The organism is Collinsella aerofaciens ATCC 25986 (genome assembly GCF_010509075.1).
GTDB classification, from domain to species: domain Bacteria; phylum Actinomycetota; class Coriobacteriia; order Coriobacteriales; family Coriobacteriaceae; genus Collinsella; species Collinsella aerofaciens.
Window position 1 is genome coordinate 2,099,794 of the sequence record NZ_CP048433.1, and the last position, 21,887, is coordinate 2,121,680.

Annotated in this window: 14 protein-coding genes; 10 read left to right on the forward strand and 4 right to left on the reverse strand. The window is 60.2% G+C overall.

The genetic code is table 11. From position 1 onward, the window contains the following. Positions 1-76: 76 nt before the first annotated feature. The 9 genes from GXM19_RS09395 (at position 77) to larD (ending at position 16,407) form a co-directional block, all read left to right on the forward strand. On the forward strand, positions 77-2,842 hold the full coding sequence (locus tag GXM19_RS09395) for a YhgE/Pip domain-containing protein (RefSeq protein WP_239057618.1): 2,766 nt from the start codon (positions 77-79) through the stop codon (positions 2,840-2,842). Further along, complete coding sequence (locus tag GXM19_RS09400) at positions 2,843-5,032, forward strand: YhgE/Pip domain-containing protein (RefSeq protein ID WP_006234793.1); 2,190 nt, start codon at positions 2,843-2,845, stop codon at positions 5,030-5,032. Between the two features lie 339 nt (positions 5,033-5,371). After that, positions 5,372-6,355 carry a DMT family transporter gene (locus GXM19_RS09405; RefSeq protein ID WP_006234792.1) on the forward strand — a complete coding sequence of 328 codons (984 nt, stop codon included), beginning with the start codon at positions 5,372-5,374 and terminating at the stop codon, positions 6,353-6,355. A gap of 115 nt (positions 6,356-6,470) precedes the next feature. Beyond that, positions 6,471-7,766 (forward strand): M20 family metallopeptidase, encoded by a 1,296-nt coding sequence (locus tag GXM19_RS09410; protein WP_006234791.1) that lies wholly within the window; start codon positions 6,471-6,473, stop codon positions 7,764-7,766. 123 nt (positions 7,767-7,889) lie between these two features. Further along, on the forward strand, positions 7,890-9,194 hold the full coding sequence (locus tag GXM19_RS09415; RefSeq protein WP_006234790.1) for an MFS transporter: 1,305 nt from the start codon (positions 7,890-7,892) through the stop codon (positions 9,192-9,194). Positions 9,195-9,498: 304 nt separating this feature from the next. Next, positions 9,499-10,812, forward strand: a complete 1,314-nt coding sequence (gene hisS / locus GXM19_RS09420) for a histidine--tRNA ligase (RefSeq protein WP_006234789.1) — start codon at positions 9,499-9,501, stop codon at positions 10,810-10,812. A gap of 257 nt (positions 10,813-11,069) precedes the next feature. After that, a complete protein-coding gene (locus GXM19_RS09425; protein WP_370510491.1) occupies positions 11,070-13,883 on the forward strand; it encodes a phosphoenolpyruvate carboxylase in 2,814 nt (937 codons plus the stop codon). Positions 13,884-14,348: 465 nt separating this feature from the next. Beyond that, entirely contained in the window at positions 14,349-15,626 is a 1,278-nt protein-coding gene (gene larA / locus GXM19_RS09430) for a nickel-dependent lactate racemase (RefSeq protein ID WP_022093875.1), read from the forward strand. A 49-nt stretch (positions 15,627-15,675) separates the two neighbouring features. After that, positions 15,676-16,407, forward strand: coding sequence for a D/L-lactic acid transporter LarD (larD, locus tag GXM19_RS09435; protein ID WP_006234784.1), 732 nt, complete (start codon positions 15,676-15,678; stop codon positions 16,405-16,407). 303 nt (positions 16,408-16,710) lie between these two features. On the opposite strand, the gene GXM19_RS09440 is transcribed toward larD, so the two are convergent. The 4 genes from GXM19_RS09440 to serB all read right to left on the reverse strand — a co-directional run bounded on the left by GXM19_RS09440 (position 16,711) and on the right by serB (position 19,715). Beyond that, positions 16,711-17,250: a TetR/AcrR family transcriptional regulator gene (locus GXM19_RS09440; protein ID WP_006234783.1), complete on the reverse strand. Its 540-nt coding sequence runs from the start codon at positions 17,248-17,250 to the stop codon at positions 16,711-16,713. Positions 17,251-17,252: 2 nt separating this feature from the next. Further along, positions 17,253-18,170 carry a nickel pincer cofactor biosynthesis protein LarC gene (gene larC / locus GXM19_RS09445; protein ID WP_006234782.1) on the reverse strand — a complete coding sequence of 306 codons (918 nt, stop codon included), beginning with the start codon at positions 18,168-18,170 and terminating at the stop codon, positions 17,253-17,255. Between the two features lie 10 nt (positions 18,171-18,180). Next, positions 18,181-18,963 (reverse strand): nickel pincer cofactor biosynthesis protein LarB, encoded by a 783-nt coding sequence (gene larB, locus GXM19_RS09450; protein WP_006234781.1) that lies wholly within the window; start codon positions 18,961-18,963, stop codon positions 18,181-18,183. 116 nt (positions 18,964-19,079) lie between these two features. Beyond that, positions 19,080-19,715 (reverse strand): phosphoserine phosphatase SerB, encoded by a 636-nt coding sequence (gene serB, locus GXM19_RS09455; protein WP_006234780.1) that lies wholly within the window; start codon positions 19,713-19,715, stop codon positions 19,080-19,082. A gap of 256 nt (positions 19,716-19,971) precedes the next feature. On the opposite strand from serB, the gene aspS reads away from it, so the two are divergent. After that, a complete protein-coding gene (gene aspS, locus GXM19_RS09460) occupies positions 19,972-21,759 on the forward strand; it encodes an aspartate--tRNA ligase (RefSeq protein ID WP_006234779.1) in 1,788 nt (595 codons plus the stop codon). Positions 21,760-21,887 lie beyond the last annotated feature (128 nt).

Here is a 21,887-nt window from a genome sequence, read left to right on the forward strand (position 1 = left end):
TGAGACGCTAAAGCGCCTACGTACAATGGTTATCAATAGTACGATTCGATTCAACGACAGGATGGATGGTCCAAGCGTGAGTCTCGGCAGCAAACTATCCAATGCAAAGGTCTCCTTTGCGATATTTAAGCGCGACATTAAGCGACTGCTCGTGAACCCCGTCGCCTTGGTGGTTACCCTTGGCGTGTGCGTTATTCCCTCGCTGTATGCCTGGTACAACATCGTGGCTAACTGGGATCCGTACGGAAACACCCAGGGTATCAAGATTGCCATCGCCAACAACGATCGGGGCACCCAAAACGACTTGGTGGGCGAGCTCAACGCTGGCGACAAAGTGGTCGACCAGCTCAAGGAGAACGATCAGCTGGGCTGGACCTTCGTTGACTCGGCGGCCGATGCCAAGGAGGGCGTCGAGAGCGGTGAGTACTATGCGGCCATCGTAATCCCCAAGAACTTCTCGGATAACCTGGTTTCGATGCTCGATGGCAACTACCATCAGCCCAAGCTTACGTACTACGTCAATGAGAAGAAGAGCGCTATTGCGCCCAAGGTTACCGACACCGGCGCAAGCACCATCGAGGAGCAGATCAACTCGGAATTTGTCTCCACGGTGGGCGAGACCGTTGCCAGTATTGCCAAGGATGCCGGAGTCGATTTAAAGGACAAGGCAACCCAGACTCAGGATTCGTTGGCCGGTTCGGTATCAGAGGCTTCCGATACGTTGGGCGAAGTGCGTGATTCGATTGGCGACATGAATGCCGCCATCGATAAGACGAGTGGTTCCATTGCCTCGGCAGATGCGGCACTTGCCGGTCTGCAGGGTCAGGCGCCGTCGCTGACGCAGGCGATCTCCCAGGGCAATGACCTGCTGGGCGAGGCTCGCGCCACGGCGGGCAACTCTGTCGCCTCGCTCTCCAAGGCGCTCTCGGAAGGCAGCCTTGCGCTCACCAAGACGTCAGTCTCCGCAAACGCTGCGATTGGCAAGCTGACGGGCACGGTCGCATCTACGACTACCCGTATCGACAACTCGCTTGAGTCTCTCCAAGCGACGATCGACCACAATAAGACCGTTATCGGGCACTTGGAAATTCTCGTCAATGACACGTCGACAGGTTCCAAGGAAATTGACGCGCGCATTGTATCGATCATCGATTTGCTCCGCGAGCAGAATGAAAAGCTTCAGAGCATCAAGGACGGTCTGTCTGCGCAGTCGAGCGCCATGGCGAATGACGCTGCGGCTGTCTCGGGTGCCAGCGACGCTATCAATAATGCAATTCAGACCGGTGCGACCAACCTTGGCCAGGCTCAGACGGACTTGGGTCAAAACGCGCTGCCGAAGGTCTCGAGCGCACTTGATTCGTTTGCCGCCGTCTCGGGTGATCTGACGGGAATCGTGTCTGGCCTCACGCCTACTATTGCAAGTGCGCGCGGTACACTTTCGCAACTCAACGCCACGCTCGGTCAGGCCAAGACCACGCTGTCCCAGACCGATGCCTCGCTTGCCAAGGTCCAGGACAAGCTCGCAACCGCCGCCAACGACATCGCGGCGCTACAGACCTCCGAGTCCATGGGCGAGCTGGCCGGCCTGATGGGCGTCGACGTCGATGATGTTGCAGACTTCATGGCATCTCCGGTCGAGCTGACCTCAAAGTCAATTTACCCGGTCAAGAGCTTTGGTTCGGGCATTGCCCCGTTCTATACCAATCTGGCGCTGTGGGTGGGCGGCTACGTGCTTATCGCTATCTACAAGCTCGAGGTCGACCGCGAAGGCATCGGCAGCTTTACCGCGCGTCAGGGCTACTTTGGCCGCTGGTTGCTCCTGGTGATCCTGGGCGCGTTGCAGGCCATCATCGTTACGGTAGGCGATCTGGTGATCGGCGTGCAGTGCGTCAGCCCGCTGCTGTTCGTGCTGGGCGGCATCGCCATCTCGTTCACCTACGTCAATATCATCTATGCGCTGTCCACCACGTTTAAGCATATCGGCAAGGCTATCGGCGTCATTCTGGTTATCGTGCAGATCCCGGGTTCGTCGGGCATGTACCCCATCGAGATGATGCCAGGCTTCTTCCAGTGGCTGCACCCGCTGCTGCCCTTTACCTACGGCATCAATCTGCTGCGCGAGACGGTCGGCGGCATGTATTCGTTCAACTACCTGTTTAACCTGTGCATTCTGGGCGTGTTCTTGATCGTGGCGCTCTTTATCGGTCTGCAGCTGCGTCCGCTGCTGCTCAACCTTAACCTGCTCTTTGATAAACAGCTTTCCACGACCGGTATGATGATTTGCGAGTCCAACGACCTGCCGCGCCAGCGCTACTCGCTGCGCACGGCCATGCGTGTCATGCTCGATTCCGATTCGTACCGTCGCGAACTGCTCGATCATGCGGTCGCCTTTGAACATCGCTACCCGTACTACATCAAGGGCGGTTTTGCCGCCGTGGTGGGCGTTCAGGTCCTGCTCTTTGTCCTGTCGACGGTTCTCGATATCGACAATAACGGCAAGATCATCCTGCTTGTCATTTGGATCATCTCGGTTATTGCCATCTGCGGCTGGCTTATCAATATCGAATATATCCGCGCGAGCCTCAATACCCAGATGCGCATCTCGGCGCTTTCGGATGAGGACCTGCGTCGCGAGATGCGCGAACACACGGCCGCCATTCCTGCCGCCCGCCACATGTTTGGCCTCAACGCCAGCGAGCGTGGTGCCAAGGGCGGCGATCAGTCCACGGGCCGCTTGCCGCATATCGGCTCGCACCATAAATCTCAGGGCAGCGACAGCACAGCCACAAATGATGGAGATACCACCGCGCTTGGCAAGCACTCCAAAGGAGGTGAGGCATAAATGAAGAACATCCTGCATCTGTTTAAGCGCGATGTCCAAAACGTGTCTCGCTCCGTGATCGGCTTGGTTGTCGTGATGGGCCTCATTATCGTACCGTGTCTGTACGCGTGGTTTAACATCGCCGGCAGCTGGGATCCGTACGGCAACACCGGCAATCTTAAGATCGCCGTGGTCAACACCGACGAGGGCTACGAGAGCGATTTGATTCCCGTCGAGGTCAACGTGGGCGAAAACGTAACCGCCACCCTGCGCGGCAACGAGAGCTTCGATTGGGTTGTGCTCAACAATCGCGAAAAGGCTATCGAGGGCGTTAAGTCGGGCGCGTACTATGCTGCCGTCGTTATCCCCAAAACGTTTAGCGCTGACATGATGACGCTTTTCTCGACCGACGTGAAACACGCTGATATCGAGTTCTATGAGAACCAGAAAGCCAACGCCATCGCGCAGATCGTGACCGAGAAGGGTTCGAGCGCCGTTCAAAGCCAGGTTAACGAAACTTTTACCGAGACCATTACGAGCATCGGTCTTAAGACGGTGTCCAGCCTGCTCGATTACATGAGCACCGACCAGGTCAGCAACTTTATCGCCAACCTGTCCTCGACGCTCGGCGATTCGGTCCAGGACCTGCAGGACGTTCAGGCCAGCGCAACGTCGCTTGCGGGCATTTTGAGCTCTACGTCCGATTCGTTGACGTCGGCGAGCGGTATGCTCCAGCAGACGGGTACGGTCGATGAGTCGACCAAGCAGTTGATGGAGCATGCCAAGAGCGGCATGAGCGATTCCAAAGAAGCGCTGAAGGCCGCCAACGACGCCATCAACGCCGCGATTGACGGAAGCGCGGGCTCGTTCGACAACGTGTCCGCCGAGCTTGCGAAGGCATTCGATGCCGCGAATCAGCATGTCGACCTTACGGTGTCTCAGCTCAACGATGCCGCGGCGGCGCTCAATACACGTGCCGACGATATCGACGCCACGGCCGACCAGCTCCGCGGCTTTGCCGAGCAGGTCAGTGACGAAAAGCTCCAGGAGAGCCTTAAATCTGTGGCAACATCGCTGGGCAGGATCGCGGTGGAGTATCGCAACAACGCCAAGGACTTGACGGCAACTGCTAAGTCCCTTTCTGACAGCATGGCAGAGGTCAACAGCACGCGTGCCGAGGTCGATCAGGCCATCGCCGATGCCAAGGCGGGCATTTCGGGCGCCAAGTCCGACTACGATTCCACGTTCTCGGTTAAGGCCAAGGAGCTCAAGAAGACGGTTTCGGGCATCCTGGACTCGCTCGATGGCATCTCGGGCGATCTGGATAGCGCCGTAGACGGCCTGACCGACGCATCCGGTTCGCTGGCAAAGGGCCTCTCCAAGGCTGCAAAGCTGGTCAACAAGGCTTCCGATCAGCTGGGCGAGGCGTCGGACAAGATCAGCGCGTTTAAGGACGAGCTCGATGGCGCCCTGATGTCGGACGACCTTGCCACGATCAAGACGATGATTGGCAACGACCCCGAGGGCCTTGCCGTGTCGCTTTCCGGTCCCGTCGCACTCGACCGCAAGCCGGTCTATCCGATCCGCAACTACGGTTCAGCCATGGCGCCGTTCTACACGATTCTGTCGCTCTGGGTCGGCTCGATTGTACTGGCGGCCATGATGAAGGTCTCGGTTGACGATGAGCTTATCAACGAGCTCATCCCCGTGCGCCTGCACGAGATCTACCTGGGTCGCTACCTGTTCTTTGGCGGTTTGGCCCTGCTGCAGGCAACGCTCGTGTGCGCGGGCGACATCCTGTTCTTTGGCATTCAGTGCGACAACCCGCTGCAGTTTGTGCTGGCGGGCTGGGTCGCGAGTCTCGTGTTCTCCAATATCGTCTACACGCTTACGGTTTCGTTTGGCGATATCGGCAAGGCGCTCGCTGTCGTGCTGTTGGTCATGCAGGTCGGCGGTTCGGGCGGCACGTTCCCCATCGAGATGACCGGCCCCGTGTTCCAGGCGATATATCCGTTCCTGCCGTTTACCCATGGCATCAACGCTATGCATGCCGCCATGGCTGGCGCCTACCATATGGAGTACTGGATTGAACTGGGCATTCTGGCGAGCTATCTGATTCCGTCTCTGGCCCTGGGCGTCGTCTTCCGCCGCCCGGTCGTCAAAGCCAACGACTGGATCATCGAAAAGCTGGAGTCGACAAAGCTAATTTAGTGCGGCAACGTTAACGCTGATGTAGCACTAATGCCAGCGAGCGAGCCGCATTTGCGCCAAGGTGACGTGAAATGAAAGGGCGCTGACCTTCTGGTCGCGCCCTTGAAATTGAACGTCAGATTGGCGTGAATGCGGCTCGCGCAGCGACGGCCGGTCCGCCGTTCGGTAGAACGGCGGAACAAAACGCTTTAGTGGGCTGGATTGCGATGCAACGCTGGTTGTTGCTACAGTAGCGGGGCGTACCGGGGGTCCGGTACGCCCTGTTTTTATTTGACCATGAGGCGGCACGCAGCCATACGCGTGCGGACACCACGCCAAGATTGAGTGTGAGGATGTTCCATGGCCCAATACGCTGCCAACGAAATCGAAAACATGCCCGATAGCCCTGTCGCACGGGAGGACCTGGGCGCCGGCGGCACCTCCCGCGGCGCCGGCGCGCGTTCCCCGTTCTTCTGGAAGGTCTTGCTGCTATCGGTGGCGGTCATCTGGGGCTATTCCTTTACCACCATGAAAGATGCGCTCGACACCATTCCGGTGTTCGAACTGCTCTATATTCGTTTTCTTCCGGCTTCGCTGGTTATGTTTGCCATCTTCCACAAACGCATCATCGCGCACTTTAATGCCCGCAACCTTATCGTCGGACTTGGTATGGGCGCACTTATGTGGGGCGCGTACGGTTTGCAGACGATTGGCCTGGCACAGACCACGGCGGGCAAGAGTGCATTTTTGACGGGTACCTATTGCATCCTCGTGCCGTTTGCGAGCTACGTCCTAAGCGGCGAAAAGCTTACCCGTTACAACTTGGGCGCCGCGTTGCTGTGCCTGGCGGGCATTGGTCTGGTGGCGCTCGATAGCGTCGAGTTCAATGTCGGCGATGTCATCACACTGGGCGGTGCGGTCTTCTTTGCCATCCAGATGGCGGTGACGGCCAAATACGGTCGCAAGATGGACATCAACGTCATCACATTTTGGATGTTTGTGGGCAATGGCGTCTTGAGCTTGGCAACGTCGCTGCTATTCGAGACCCAAGCGCCCGCGTCCGTGTGGACGCCGAGCTTTATCGGTGTGATGGCGTTTCTATCGGTGGGCTGTACGTGTGTGGCTCTGCTCATCCAAAACGTCGGCCTGGCGCATGTCCCGGCCTCAACGGGCTCGCTGCTCCTTTCGATGGAGTCGCCTTCGGGTGTGCTGTTCTCGGTGCTGCTGATGGGGGAGGCGCTCACCTCGCGCCTGCTCGCCGGCTTCGCGCTCATCTTTCTTTCGATTATCTTGAGCGAGACGCATTTCGATTTTTTGCGTCGAAAGCCGCGTCCGCAATTGTAAACAATTTGTTGCGCCGCCTCCCGGGGCGGCATTTTTTATGCGTCGCCCTTAAAGTAGTACCTTGCACTTTACGCTATCAAAGTGCTTGCTGCAAAAACGTTACTGGAGGGCATCTATGGCACCAGCACTGTCCGATCTTCAACCGCAATCAGCGCCCAAGGCCACCGCGGCGGCGCAGACCGCTATCGGTGACGGTCTTGTTGCAGAAGCTCAGGCTTTTGCAGATGAGCTCGCTGCATGGCGACACGATTTACATCAGATGCCCGAGCTGGGTAATAGCCTCCCGCAGACCTCTACGTATATCCAAGCGCGCCTGACCGAGATGGACATCCCATTTGCTACGCTCGTCGATGGTTCCTGCGTTGTGGGCCTTGTCGGCGCCGGTGCCGCCGCGGCCCAAGGCAATGGCATCTGCACGAATGAGCAGGCCGGTACGGTCATCATGCTTCGTGGCGACATGGACGCCCTGCCCGTTGCCGAGGAATCCGGCGAGCCCTTTGCATCCACCAACGGCTGCATGCACGCTTGCGGTCACGATATGCACGCGACGGCGCTGCTTGGTGCGGCTCGTATGCTCAAAGCGCGCGAGGCAGAGCTTGTTGATGCCAACGCTACGGTTAAGTTGCTGTTCCAGCCGGGCGAGGAAACCTTTGAGGGTGCCCGCGCCGCCATCGCCGACGGTCTGCTGCAGAACCCGCGCCCTCAGGCGGCCTTTGCCATGCACGTTAACAGCCAATCGCCGCTCGGCCTGGTGCTCTATGGGAGCCCGGCGCTTTCGGGCGTGTATGGTTTCCGCATCACGCTGCAGGGCAAGGGCGGCCATGGCTCGAGCCCCGAGATCTGCATCGACCCCATCACGACCGGCGTCCATGTGCACCTGGCGCTTCAGGAGCTCATCGCTCGCGAGGTGCCGGCCGCCAAGGAGGTCGCACTGACCGTGGGTAAGTTTGCCGGTGGCCAAGCGGCCAACGTCATCCCGGATACCTGCGTGCTCGAAGGCACGCTGCGCGGCTTCGACGTCGAGCTCATGGAGCACCTCAAGACCCGCATCGCGGAGGTCGTTAACGGCGTTGCCACAACATATCGTACGCCGGCGACCATCGAGACGCTTTCGGATGTTCCGCCGCTTGTACTCGACAGCGATATGACTCAGGCGTCGCTTGGCTACGTGGGCGCAGTGCTGCCCAAGGCGGCTTTCTTGCCGCTTTTCCATGCCATGGCGAGTGAGGACTTCGCGCTTATCTCGAGCGAGATTCCGAGTGCGTACTTTACCGTGGGCGCGGCCGTAACCGACACGGACGAGCATTTTGCCCAGCACCATCCCAAGGCACGTTTTAACGATGCCGAGCTGCCGCTCGGTGCTGCGGCTTATACCGCCGTCGCTTTGGGCTATATCGCCGACCACCGGTAGCACCCAACCTTGCCTTTCAAGCCTGCGGGCATGGCCATAAGGCCTATGCCCTTGTCTTTCAAGGCAATCTTGGGCACTACCGGCGCCCGGCGCAGGCTATTCGTTTGTTAAATAAGGAGCAGTATGCCCCAGCAGCGTAAGTTCTTCCCCGGCTGGCTCGTGGTGGCCTCCGGCTTCGTGATCATGGCCACGTGCTACACGATTTTCGTCAACTGCATGAGCCTGTTCCAGCCGCTCATCGTCAGCGACTTGGGAATATCTCTTGCGCAGTACAACATCTCCAATGCGATCTCTACCGTGGTGAGCGTTATCGGATCGCTTGTCATTGGCCATGTTGCCGATAAAGTAAGCGGTCGCGTTTTGGGCTCCCTAACCGTTATCGCTACCTCTGCCGTTCTTGCCAGCATGAGCTTTGTCGGTGAGCTGTGGCAGGTCTACGTGCTCTTTGTCGTTTCGGGCTGCTTCGCTGTGGCCTCGACCCGTCTGCTCATTAGCCTGGTGACCGCCAACTGGTTTACCGCCAAACGCGGCCTTGCCATTTCCATCGCACTTTCGGGCTCGGGCTTTGGCGGCGCTATTCTGTCTCCCATCGTGAGCTCGCTTATCGTGAGCGTTGGCTGGCGTTCCGCCTTCCTGGTGCTCGCGGCTATCTGCATGGTGGCGGCGCTGCCCATCACGGCCTATTCCTTCCGCACCAAGCCTTCCGAGATCGGCCTTAAGCCGCTCGGCGAGAACCCGGGCGATCCGTCCGTCTCGACGGCTGGCGACAAGGACGAGCACACGGCGCCCGAGGTTAGCGTCGGCTGGTCTCGTATCAAGAAGAGCCCGGCGTTTTGGCTGCTCGTCGTTGCCTTCCTCTTTATGGGCTTGGTCAATGGCGCCATCCTGCCCAACCAGGTTACCAACATGACGAGTGTTACCGTCAACGGTGCCAAGATCGTCACGGGCGGCCACGATCCCATGTGGGCGGGTACCGTGCTTTCGGTCTATATGGTTACCGTCGTTATTGCCAAGATTTCGCTCGGTGCGATCTACGACCGCTTTGGCCTGCGCTTTGGCAATATCCTTGGCTCCGTTGCGTGCATTATCGCCTGCGTGGCGCTGTGCTTCCCGACGACGGACCTCGGTCCTATTGTCGCCGCTGTGAGCTTTGGTATCGGAACGTGTATGGGCACCATCACGCCTACCATCGCCGCGTCCAAGCAGTTTGGCATGGCCGACCTCGGCAAGGTCACGGGCACCATTACCTCGCTCGAGATGGTCGGCGGCACCGTAGGTGCCATTGTCTCGGGCGTGCTGTTCGATGCCACGGGCTCCTTTGCGAGCACCTGGATCGTGTGCCTGGCGTGCTCCGTGGTCATGCTCGTGTTCCTGCTGGCATCCGAGCCCATCGCCGCCAAGCTGCGCGCGAGCGTGGCGGGGGAGTAGACGTCCGTCGCTCTTTTCTGTTCGCCCCGTTCTGTCCGTGGCTGCCCTGGAAGCCGAATGGATGCTCGTACCATCATTCGGTTTCCAAGGCGGCCACGGGCCTACGAAATGATCCGTTTTCCTCCGTCCCCAACAGATCACGTGATTCGAAGGGGACGGAGGAAAGCGGATCACAAACAGCGGTGGCGCGTCTGGCCGAACGAGCCCCCATACCCTCGTTCGGTCAGACGCGCCACCGCGTTTTGTTTTTGTGCCGTATAATGACCACTACCTATGACGCGATACAAAAGAAAGGTGTTTGCCCATGCAGGCACAGAAGGCGGAGGGAACCCGCGACCTTATCGGCGCCGAGATGCGCGCCTGGCAAAAGATGCAGCAGATTGCGGCCGGCGTGTTCGAGCCGTTTGGTTTTAAACCCATCGAGACGCCCGCGATTGAGCAGGTGGACGTGTTTGTCCACGGTATCGGCCAGTCGACCGACGTCGTGCGCAAGGAAATGTTCCGCGTGTTCAGCGGTGCCAACCTGGAGCGCGTCTTTACCGAGGGCACCGACACCAAACTCAAGCCCAAGCAGCGCCTGGCACTTCGCCCCGAGGGCACGGCCGGCGTGGTGCGCGCCGTCGTCGAGAACAATCTGGTGCCCCAGGGCTCCACGCCGTTTAAGGCGTACTACGCCGAGGCCATGTTCCGCGGCGAGCGTCCCCAGAAGGGCCGCCTGCGCCAGTTCCACCAGGTGGGCATCGAGTGGCTCGGCGCTCCCGATCCGGCGGCAGACGCCGAGTGCATCATCATGCTCATGGAGTTCTACAAGCGCCTGGGCTTCGACCTTTCCAAGCTTCGTCTGCTCATCAACTCGATGGGTGACGCCCAGTGCCGTCCGGCTTACCGCGAGCAGGTTAAGCAGTTCATCCTCAATCACGCAGACGAGATGTGCGACGAGTGCCGCGAGCGCGCCGAGCTTAACCCGCTGCGCGCCTTCGACTGCAAGAACGACCACTGCCGCGAGATCATGGCCGAGGCTCCGCTGATGGGTGACAACCTGTGCGACGAGTGCCGCGAGCACTACGAGCAGGTCAAGCGCTATCTGGATGCCGCCGGTATCGAGTATGTCGAGGATCCCACCCTGGTGCGTGGGCTGGACTACTACACTCGTACTGTCTTTGAGGTCGAGGCCCCTGGCGCCGGTGTCGGCTCCATCGGTGGCGGCGGCCGCTATGACGGCCTGGTCGAGCTCGAGGGTGGCAAGCCCACGGCGGGCGTTGGCTTTGCCGTCGGTTTTGAGCGCGCCCTGCTGGCCCTTCAGGCTTTTGGTAACGACTTGGGTGCCGATGAGGCCCCGTGCGTCTATGTCGCCAACGCCGGCAAGGAGCTGCGCCAGAACGTCTTTGCCATTACGCAGGAGCTTCGCGCCGCAGGTATCGTGACCGAGGCCGACTATCAGGGCCGTTCGCTCAAGGCCCAGTTTAAGCAGGCCGATAAGGTAGGTGCCAAGCTCATCCTAGTCCTGGGCGGCGACGAGCTTGCCGTCGGCAAGGTCAAGGTGCGCGACATGGAGAGCCATGAAGAGGTCCTTGCCGATCTGGCCAACGTCGCCGAGGCGGTTCGCGAGCGCCTGTAGCGCATCTTTTTGAGCTGCGGACCCGCTAACATGTCCCGCTCGCGGCGAGCGATTGTTACGGGGGTGTTTCGCATTTATGCGGAATGCCCCCGTTTGTGTATGCCGTCCACCGAGAAATACGACCATTTAGGGCAAAAACCCTTGCAATGCAGAAAATACTTTTGTGTGGTAAAGCGCAATCAGTGTCGAAAGTATTTCTCAAGCGCCTATAATGAATACCGCATGTTACGTGCATAGAAGGAGGAATGGGAGGAAACGTGGCTGAGAACCTAAGCAACCAGTCTGTACCCGAAGCCGCGGCGCGCGTCGCTGCCGTGGTCAACCGCCTCGTTAACCGAATCGGCTCGAATGCCGAGTCCAGGGAGCGTCTCGCCGAGATCGAGATCCCCGAGGAGCTGCGCGACAATCTGGCGTTGTTCCTGCGCCTGGAGCGTCGTGTGCTTAGCGAGTATGATCCTGAGATCGCGGACCTGTTCGACAAGATCCTGTCGGCCGAGATTGTGGCCAATGCCGGCAACCCCGGTACTCGCGCTGCCGACGAGGCCGTCGACGAGCAGGGCGTGCCCACCGCCGACGAGCCCACCGCCGTGGCATTTCGTGAAGTCGTCGATCTGATCGACAGCCTGCCGCTCGATAAGCAGCAGGTCATTGTCCGTGCCTTTACGAGCTTCTTCCATCTGGCAAATCTGTCGGAGGAGAACTACCGTGTGGCGCAGCTGCGCGAGCGCGAGGCCGGTGCGTCGACCGATACCGAGGTCGATCCCGCCAACGAGCTCACCGTCGCCTATCACCAGCTGGTGAATGAGCTGGGCGTCGAGGGCGCCAACGAGCTGCTCGGCAAGCTTGAGTTCCATCCCGTCTTTACCGCGCATCCCACTGAGGCCCGTCGTAAGGCCGTCGAGGGCAAGATTCGCCGTATCTCCAACCTGCTGGAGGAGCGTCCGCGTCTGGGCGGCTCCGACCTGGTGGAGAACGAGCGCCATATGCTGCAGGAGATCGACGCCCTGGTGCGTACGAGCCCCATCGCGCTCAAGAAGCCCACGCCGGTCGAGGAAGCTGACACCATCATCGACATCTTCGATAACACGCTGTTCGACGTTATCCCCGTTATCTATCGTCGTTTTGACGATTGGGTGCTGGGCGACAAGGCCGGTACTGTGCCGCCGCTGTGCCCGGCGTTCTTCCATCCCGGCAGCTGGATCGGTTCCGACCGCGACGGTAACCCCAACGTCACCGCCAAGGTGAGCCGTGAGGTCGCCGCCAAGTACTTTACGCACATGGTGCTCAAGCTCGAGGACAAGTGCCGCCGCATCGGCCGCAACCTTACGCTCGAGGCCACCTACAGCAAGCCGTCTGCCGAGCTCATTAACCTGTGGAACCATCAGGTCGAGATGAGCCCTCGTTACACGGCCCGCGCCGAGCTGATCTCCGAGCACGAGCCGCATCGCGCCGTCATGCTCGTCATGGCCGACCGCCTGAACGCCACCGTCCGTCGTATCACCGACACCATGTACCACAGCGCCGATGAGTTCCTGGAGGACCTGCGCGTCGTCCAGCGTTCGCTGGCCGCCTGCGGTGCCGTCCGTGCTGCCTACGGCCCGGTCCAGACCATCATCTGGCAGGTCGAGTCCTTCGGCTTCCATATGGTCGAGATGGAGTTCCGTCAGCACTCCGTGGTGCATGCCCGCGCCCTTAAGGATATCCACGAGAACGGTATCCATGGCGACCTGCAGCCCATGACGCGCGAGGTCATCGATACCTTCCGCGCTATCGGCTCCATCCAAAAGCGCTACGGCAAGAAGATGGCGCACCGCTACATCATTTCGTTCACCAAGAGCGCCCAGCATGTGGCCGACGTCTTTGAGCTCGCCCACCTGTCCTTTGCACACGAGGAGGATGTCCCCGAGCTCGACGTGATCCCGCTGTTCGAGCAGCTCGAGGACCTCGAGGGCTGCGTTGACGTGCTCGACCAGATGCTTACGCTGCCCGTGGTGCAAAAGCGCCTTGCCCAGACCAACCGCCGCATGGAGGTCATGCTGGGCTATTCCGACTCCTCTAAGGATGCCGGTCCTACCACGGCCATGCTCGCGCTGCACTCCGCGCAGGAGCGCATCGCCAAGTGGGCCGAGAAGAACGATATCGACCTGGTGCTCATGCACGGCCGCGGCGGTGCCGTGGGCCGTGGCGGCGGCCCGGCCAACAAGGCCGTGCTGGCGCAGCCCAAGGGTTCGGTCAACTGCTTCTTTAAGCTCACCGAGCAGGGCGAGGTCATCTTTGCCCGTTACGGCAACCGCACGCTGGCTCAGCGTCATGTTGAGTCCGTTGCCGCCGCAACGCTTTTGCAGTCGGCCCCGAGTGTCGAGAAGACCAACACCGAGACTACTCAGAAGTTCTGGGATATGGCCGAGAAGCTCAACACCGCAAGCCACGAGCGTTATCTGGACCTGCTGAACACCGAGGACTTTACACCGTGGTTCTCGACCGTGACGCCGCTGACCGAGGTCGGTCTGCTGCCGATCGGCTCGCGTCCTGCCAAGCGCGGTCTGGGCGCCAAGTCGCTCGACGACCTGCGTACCATCCCGTGGATCTTCAGCTGGAGCCAGGCGCGCATTAACCTGGCCGCTTGGTATGGCCTGGGCACCGCCTGCGAGCAGCTTGGCGATCTTGACCAGCTCAAGGCTGCCTACCAGGAGTGGCCGTTCTTCCGCACCTTTATCGACAACATCGAGATGTCGATCGCCAAGACCGACCAGCGCATCGCCAAGATGTATCTGCACCTGGGCGACCGCCAGGATCTGTCCGAGAAGGTCTTTACCGAGATGCAGCTCACGCGTAAGTGGGTCCTTGCCATCGTCGGTGACGAGTGGCCGCTGCAGCGCCGTCGCGTGCTCGGCTGCGCCGTCCGTGTACGTAACCCCTACGTCGACGCCCTGTCCATCGCCCAGGTCCGCGCCCTTCGCGAGGTGCGTATGAACCAGGACGAGATGGCCGAGGAGAAGAAGGCCGAGTACATGAGCCTGATTCTTTCGACTGTGACCGGCGTCTCGGCAGGTTTGCAGAACACGGGGTAATCGATAGCCTTGTAGTCGTCCGGGCCCGCCATTAGTTTTCTTTTAGGCACGTCCTCGGACATGCAAGAAGCCCTCGCTGCGCACTTCGTGCGGCGAGGGCTTCTTGCGTCCTGCGGAGTGTGCCTAAAAGAAAACTGATGGCGGACCCTGCGATGTCCGGTCTTCGGCGGATTACTGGCTGGGGGAATAATGGCGCGCTTCGCGCGTTTTGGATGGGGTCTGTCCCGGCGGCGCGTTTGGCGCTTCGCGCCGCGCGCCTTATCGATCGGGATTGAGATGCATGTGGTGCTTCTCGCCTTACGACTGTAGCGGCCGCGGTCCCGTTTGGGATCGCGGCCATTTTGTTGTGGGTCAAATATGAACGTTGTGTTAATGAGTCGGTGGACGGTGGTGTTTTTCGGTGAGCGGCGTATCCTTCCAACGGTTAATCTAGTGTGTCAGTTGAAAGGAAGAGGGCGCTCGTCATTGTTTGAATGTGAACTACCGTTTGACCACAAGACGTTGCATCTGGAGCTCGAGGATAAGAATTTCGCGGGTGTGATGGAAGGTCATCAAAACGAGTTTAAGACTACAAAATCGCAGGAAGAGCTGGTAGAGGAGTCACTTGCCAACCCTTATGGCTCGCCTTCGCTCGAGGAGCTTTGTGCTGGCAAGAAGGATATCGTCATCATTAGCTCCGATCATACGCGTCCCGTTCCCTCGCGTGTGACGATGCCTATTCTGCTGCATCACATCCATTCCGCTGCGCCCGAGGCTCGAGTGCGTATTTTGGTTGCTACGGGTATGCACCGTCCGTCGACGCACGAGGAACTCGTCAACAAGTATGGCGAGGAGATCGTTGCCAACGAGGAAATCGTTATGCACGTCGCGACTGACGACAGCATGATGAAAAAGATTGGCACCCTGCCTTCTGGTGGCGAGTGCATCATCAACAAGATTGCCGCCGATTGTGATCTGCTGCTTGCCGAGGGCTTTATTGAGCCGCACTTCTTTGCCGGTTTCTCTGGTAGCCGCAAGTCCGTTTTGCCTGGCATCGCCAGCTACAAGACCATCATGTACAACCACAACGGTCAGTTTGTGAACGATTCCCATTCGCGTGCCGGCAACCTGTGCCACAACCACGTGAGCGAGGACATGTTTGCCGCTGCCGAGATGGCTCACCTTGCCTTTGTGCTTAACGTGGTGCTCAACGGCAAGCATGAGGTTATCGGCTCCTTTGCAGGCGACATCCATAAGGCACACGAGGCTGGCTGCGAGTTCGTGAAGAGCCTTGCCGGCGTTGAGCCCGTCGAGTGCGAGATCGCCATCACCACCAACGGCGGCTACCCGCTCGACCAGAACATCTATCAGGCCGTGAAGGGCATGTGCTCTGCCGAGGCCACGCTTCCCGAGGGCGGCGTGATCATCGACGTCGCCGGTTGTGCCGACGGCCACGGTGGCGAGGGCTTCTATCACAACATCGCCGACAACGACCCGGCGGAGTTTGAGCGTGCCTGCATCGACCGTCCTAAGGACGAGACCCTGCCCGACCAGTGGACGAGCCAGATCTTTGCCCGCATCCTGGCGCATCACCCTGTGATCATGGTCACCGACCTGTGCGATCACCAGATGATCAAGGATATGCACATGACGCCGGTCAACACCCTCGATGAGGCGCTCAAGCTCGCCTTTGAGATGAAGGGTGCCGATGCCAAGGTGGCCGTCATTCCCGATGGCCTGGGCGTTGTCGTCGCACAGCACTAGTACGCGGCCTAAACGAATCGTTTATAACCGACAAGAAAGATAAGGTTTTATGCTTACCAAACTCCTCTGCGAATTCGGCGCAACGGCCCTCATGATCATCTTTGGCGTGGGCGTGCACTGCGATACCGTGCTTAAGGGTACCAAGTATCAGGGCTCCGGCCATATGTTTGCCATCACCACTTGGTCTTTTGGCATCTCGGTCTGCCTGTTTGTCTTTGGTGGCGCCGTGTGCATGAACCCGGCTATGGTGCTTGCCCAGTGCATCGTCGGTCTGGTGCCGTGGAGCAGCTGCATCCCCTTCATGATTGCCGATATGCTCGGCGGCTTTGCGGGTGCCGTGATCGCATGGTTGATGTATGCCGATGAGTTCAAGGCTTCCGATGGTGTCATCGATCCCATTGCCCAGCGCAACATCTTCTCGACCAACCCCACCACCGAGGGTACGAACTATGCCCGTAATTTCTTCTGCGAGGCTATCTGCACCTTTGTGTTCATCAGCGCCATCCTTGCTGCTGCTAACCGTGCTGGCGAGAACGTCCTGATGCTCGCTATCTGCGTCGGTCTGATCGTTTGGGCTGTTGGCATGGGCATGGGCGGCATCACCGGCTTCGCCATGAACCAGGCTCGTGACCTTGGTCCTCGCATGGCCTATCAGGTGCTGCCGATCAAGAACAAGGCCGACAACAACTGGAAGTACGGCCTGCTCGTTCCTGGCATTGCTCCGTTTGTCGGTGCCGCTCTGGCCGCACTGTTTGTGCACGGTTTCTTGGGCATGTTCTAGTCCAAGACTACATAGTTGTTCGCCGTCCGCATGGGGTAACTTCCCAGCGCGTCCTCGGACATGCAAAAAGGCTCGCTGCGCACTTTGTGCGGCGAGCCTTTTTGCGTCCTGCGGAGTGCGCTGGGAAGTTACCCCATGCGGACGGCTGCGGGGTCTTTGTTGCGTTCGTACAAGCAACCCAACATATATATCTGAATTTGGATGGGAGGGGCTTGTTGCTGTTGGGGGGCATTGAAGCGCGAGTGGCACTTTGGGATGCGTGGCGGCCTGGGTTGGGGCGATGCTTTAGGTTGAGCCTCTTACTTAGTTGAAGAGGGGTTTTATGGCTGATAGGTAGTCTTTGGCTACTTCGGCCTTATCTGCTTGGAAGTTGTGCCAGGCCCACCATTGGACCATTCCTACGAAGCTTGAGGCTATGTGGTGTAGTAGGAAGCTGCGGTCCATGGTGCCGGCGGGGCCGTTTGGGTCGGTAGGGACGGTTTCGGCTGCGCGCGACATGATGGTCTTGCGGAGACAGTCGGCGAAGACGCGGGAGCCGGCGCCGGCTACGAGGGCTCGAACGCCCTGACGGCGTTCCCAGAGGTTGTTGAGGATATGCTCGACCTGCACGAGTGGGTCGTCGAGCGGTGTGCCATCGTCGTCGAGGGCGTGGGTGCAGATGTCGCTCACGAGCTCGGACAGTAGGTCGTCTTTGCTCTTAAAGAGGCCGTAGAATGTCGCGCGGCCTACGTGGGCGCGCGCGATGATGTCGCCGACGGTGATCTTGCCGTAGTCCTCTTCGCGTAGCAGCTCGGAGAACGCCGCGACGATCGCGGCGCGGCTTTTGGCCTTGCGGGCATCCATGGCTATGCGTCCTCGTCAACGAGGAGACAACGGAGCGTGCCGGAGCAACCCTCGTAGGGGCGTTTGCCGGCGCCGCAGCCGACGGCTTTGATGCGGTAACGGGCCGGCAGGTGCTCGGACGTGCGCAGTGCGGCGACGATGGCGGCGCCCGTGGGCGTCACGAGCTCGCCGGCGACCGGTGCGGGCGTGAGAGCGATATTGCCTGCTTGGCATAGGTTGATGACGGCGGGCACCGGGATGGGCATAAGGCCGTGGGCGCAGCGGATGGTGCCGTGGCCCTCGGAAAGCGACTCGACCACGATGTCCTCAATACCTAGGTCATCGAGGCAGATGGCGACAGAGCAGACGTCGACGATGGAATCGACGGCGCCTACCTCGTGGAACATGACGGTGTCGGGCGTTTTGCCGTGAGCCTTGGCCTCGGCAGTAGCGAGTACGGAAAAAATGGCAAGGGCGCGACGCTTGGCGCCATCGCTTAGCTGTGAGCCGTCGATGATGGCGGTGACGTCCGCCAAAGAACGGTGGTGATGGTGATGGGCGTGATGGTGGTCCTCGTGGCCATGGCCATGGGCCTCATGGTCATGCTCGTGGCAGTGCTCGTGTTCGTGCTCGTCGTGCTCATGATGGTGGTGCTCGTGCTCGTGCGTGTGCTCGGCAGCTGCTTCGTTGCCGTAGAGCCAGGCCATATCGTGGTCGTGGTTCTCGAGCTCCTCTGCAAGCTGGACGTCAAAATCACAGGCGTCGATGCCATGCTTGTTTGCACGCGTGACGGCGATCGTAAAGCCGTCGACCGGCAGCGTAGCGAGCTGTTCGCGCAGGTGCTCCTCGCTGGCGCCCAGGTCGAGCAGGGCCGCGACGGTCATATCGCCGCTGATGCCCGAGGTCCCGTCGATGATAAGCGTATGCTGATGGTTAGACATGGAATGCTCCTTAACGGGCGCGGGGCGTGCCAGCGCTCAGATGATTGATAAGACTTGCCTGGTAGGCGGCACCAAAGCCGTTGTCGATATTGACGACCGAAACGCCGCTGGCGCAGGAGTTGAGCATGGCGAGCAGCGCGGCTACGCCACCAAAATTTGCGCCGTAGCCCACGCTGGTGGGAACGGCGATGACCGGACAGCTCACCAGACCGCCGATAACGCTCGCCAACGCGCCCTCCATGCCGGCGATGGCGATGACCACCTGCGCCCGGGCAAGTTCCTCGGCATGTGCGAGCAGGCGGTGCAGGCCGGCGACACCTACGTCGTAGAGGCGGTCGACCTCGTTGCCATAGAACTCGGCCGTCAGTGCCGCCTCTTCGGCGACGGGCAGGTCGCTTGTGCCGGCGCAGGCGACGACGATGCGTCCGTTGCCGGTAGGGGAGGGCTTGCCGCCCACGAGGGCGAGCTGTGCGTCCGGGACATATCCCAGGTCGATGCCGTTGTCGAGGAGCTCCGAGGTACGGGCCGCTTTTTCGCTGTCCAGGCGCGTGACCAGGATGCGCTCCTGGCCGGCATCGCGCAGCGCCTCGATAATGGCGGCAATCTGCTCGGCGGTTTTACCGGCACCGTAGACAACCTCGCCGGCTCCCTGGCGTACCCCGCGTGAAAGATCGAGCTGCGCAAAACCCAGATCGGCGGTTGGCGCCGTCTGGATGCGCGTGAGGGCATCGGCCGGCATAATGCTTCCGTCTGCCACGTCACTTAGCAATTGCTCAAGATCTCGTTTGTCCATATAAGTTCCCTTCGACGCAGAAAAGTTTAGCACGCGAAGGGTTGTTTCCGAACATTAGAGCATAATTGTTCGGAAATCTGACATGTCAGATTAGATGAAGTTGTGAGGCAAACTGACTAGTCGCGCAGGATGATGTCCATGGCGAGCATCAGGTTGCGCTCGTCGATGGCAAACGGGGCGGCTTCGCGCGTCTTGGGCTTGGCACAAAACGCGATGCCCGTGCCCGCGGTCTGAATCATAGGGATATCGTTTGCCCCGTCGCCGATCGCGACGGTGTGGGCCATATCGACACCGCACTCGACTGCCCAATCCAGCAGCCGGATGAGCTTGGATTCCTTGGTCACGATGTCTGCCGCCAGCTTACCGGTGAGCTTGCCGTCCACGACCTCTAGGCGGTTAGCCAGGCAAAAATCGATGCCCGCGGCGGCCACGATCTTGTCGGCCACCTCATGGAAGCCGCCGCTTACCACGCCGACCTTCCAGCCCTTGCTGTGCGCTGAGCGCACAAGCTCCAGCGCGCCAGGAGTAAACGTCACGCGCTCAAAGGTACGCTCGAACACACTCTCGTCCAAGCCGGCAAGCAGCCCCACGCGCTCCTCGAGCGCCTGCTTAAAGTCCAGTTCGCCGCGCATGGCGCGCTCAGTGATCTTCGCCACTTGCTCGCCTACGCCGGCCTCCTCGCCCAACAGGTCGATGACCTCCTGGTTGATGAGCGTGGAGTCGATATCCATAACAATGAGCCGTGCAGTCATGACGGGCCTTTCCGAGTGCAGTTGTATTGGGGCACATTGTCGCACGTGGCGCGCCTTGGCGACGGCCGCGGTGCGTCAATTGTTTCGTCTCCGTCAAGTCTTTGGGCAGGAGCCACTTTTCCGCGGCACATCGACACAGGTGCGATAAGATAGAACGCCATGTCTGGCTGCGCGGTTTACGCAGGCTGGGCAAATCTGTACGACGCCGCCCGGAACGACACGGGGCGGCACAGATCCATAAAGGAGGATCACTGGTATGAGCCAGACCCGTCCCATCGACGAGCATTCCATGCACACCCGTACCTGCGGCGAGCTTCGCCGCGAGAACGTGGGCGAAGAGGTCACCCTCACCGGTTGGGTGAGTCGTCGCCGCGACCACGGCGGCCTTATCTTCTGCGACCTTCGTGACCGCGAGGGCATCACGCAGCTCACTTTCGACCCCGAGCACTCCGACGGCGACGCCTTTAAGATCGCCGAGACTATGCGTCCCGAGTGGCCCATCAAGATCCACGGCGTCGTGCGCTCCCGTGGCGAGGAGACCACCAACGCCAAGCTCGCGACCGGCGAGATCGAGGTCCTGACCGACCACGCCGAGGTGCTCAACACGTCTGTCACCCCGCCTTTCCAGATCGAGGACGGCATCGAGACCAGCGAGGACACCCGTCTGCGCTATCGCTATCTGGACCTCCGCCGTCCCGAGATGATGGCCAACCTCAAGCTGCGCTCCGACTTCACCTTTGCCATTCGCGAGGCGCTGCACAACCGTGAGTTCATGGAGGTCGAGACGCCCTCCCTGTTTAAGTCCACGCCCGAGGGCGCCCGCGACTTCATCGTTCCCAGCCGTATTCAGCCGGGCAACTTCTACGCGCTGCCGCAGTCCCCGCAGCTCCTGAAGCAGCTGCTCATGGTCGGTGGCGTCGAGCGCTACTACCAGGTTGCCAAGTGCTTCCGCGACGAGGACCTGCGTGCCGACCGTCAGCCCGAGTTCACCCAGGTCGATATCGAGATGTCCTTCGTGGACCAGAACGATGTCATGAGCGCGCTCGAGGAGGTCCTGGCCGACGCCTTCGGCCGCATGGGCGTCGAGATGCCCACGCCGCTGCGTCGTATGGACTACTGGGAGGCCATGGACACCTATGGCTCCGACAAGCCCGATACCCGCTATGGCATGCACCTGGTCGACCTGACCGACATCTTCGCCAACTCCAAGTTCAAGGTCTTTGCGACTGCCGCAAACGAGGAGGGCTCTGTCGTCAAGGCCATCAACGCCAAGGGCGCCGGTGCCTGGGCACGTGCCAAGATCGATAAGCTTGCCGGCGTGGCCTCCACGTTTGGCGCCAAGGGCCTGGCCTGGATTGCTTTCCGCGAGGACGGCTCTATCAACAGCCCCATCGTCAAGTTCTTCTCGGACGAGGAGATGGCGGCTCTGCGCGAGCGCATGGATGTCGAGCCCGGCGACCTTGTGATGTTCGCCGCCGGCCCGCGCTTGCTCTCCGACGAGATCCTGGGCGGCATGCGTTCGCACATGGCCAATGCGCTCGAGATCAAGCGCGAGGGCCACGACTTCCTGTGGGTCGTCAACTTCCCGCTGTTCCACTGGGACGAGGATCGCAAGGCCTATGCTGCCGAGCACCAGCCCTTTACCCTGCCGACCGAGACCGACATCGCCAAGATCGAGGCCGACCCGTTGGCAGCCGGTTCTTGCACCTACGACTTTGTCATGGACGGCTTTGAGGCCGGCGGCGGCGGTATGCGTATCCACAACGCCGAGATGCAGATGTCCATGCTCAAGCTCCTGGGCTTTACCGAGGAGCGTGCCGAGTCTCAGTTCGGCTTCCTCATGGAGGCCCTCAAGTTTGGTGCGCCCCCGATGGGCGGTTTCGCTCTGGGCCTGGACCGCGTGTGCATGCTGCTCACCGGTTCCGACTCCATCCGCGACGTCATGGCGTTCCCCAAGACGGCCAGCGGCTCCGACCTTATGTCGGGCGCCCCGAGTGCCGTTTCCGGCGCCCAGCTCAAGGACGTCAGCCTGCGCCTGATGTAGGCGAGCGGCTACATAATGCCCACAACGAGGGAAGGACGCGTGCCTTCCCTCGTTTTTTATGGGACGGGGGTGCGCCGGTAACGTACAATAACTACCACATGGCTGGGTTTGCCGGCCGATGTGCGATG

Coding starts and splice junctions, on each gene's coding strand:
- GXM19_RS09400 (WP_006234793.1), top strand. CDS start 2,843: ATGAAGAACATCCTGCATCTGTTTAAGCGCGATGTCCAAAACGTGTCT.
- GXM19_RS09405 (WP_006234792.1), top strand. CDS start 5,372: ATGGCCCAATACGCTGCCAACGAAATCGAAAACATGCCCGATAGCCCT.
- GXM19_RS09410 (WP_006234791.1), top strand. CDS start 6,471: ATGGCACCAGCACTGTCCGATCTTCAACCGCAATCAGCGCCCAAGGCC.
- GXM19_RS09415 (WP_006234790.1), top strand. CDS start 7,890: ATGCCCCAGCAGCGTAAGTTCTTCCCCGGCTGGCTCGTGGTGGCCTCC.
- hisS (WP_006234789.1), top strand. CDS start 9,499: ATGCAGGCACAGAAGGCGGAGGGAACCCGCGACCTTATCGGCGCCGAG.
- larD (WP_006234784.1), top strand. CDS start 15,676: ATGCTTACCAAACTCCTCTGCGAATTCGGCGCAACGGCCCTCATGATC.
- GXM19_RS09440 (WP_006234783.1), bottom strand. CDS start 17,250: ATGGATGCCCGCAAGGCCAAAAGCCGCGCCGCGATCGTCGCGGCGTTC.
- larC (WP_006234782.1), bottom strand. CDS start 18,170: ATGTCTAACCATCAGCATACGCTTATCATCGACGGGACCTCGGGCATC.
- larB (WP_006234781.1), bottom strand. CDS start 18,963: ATGGACAAACGAGATCTTGAGCAATTGCTAAGTGACGTGGCAGACGGA.
- serB (WP_006234780.1), bottom strand. CDS start 19,715: ATGACTGCACGGCTCATTGTTATGGATATCGACTCCACGCTCATCAAC.
- aspS (WP_006234779.1), top strand. CDS start 19,972: ATGAGCCAGACCCGTCCCATCGACGAGCATTCCATGCACACCCGTACC.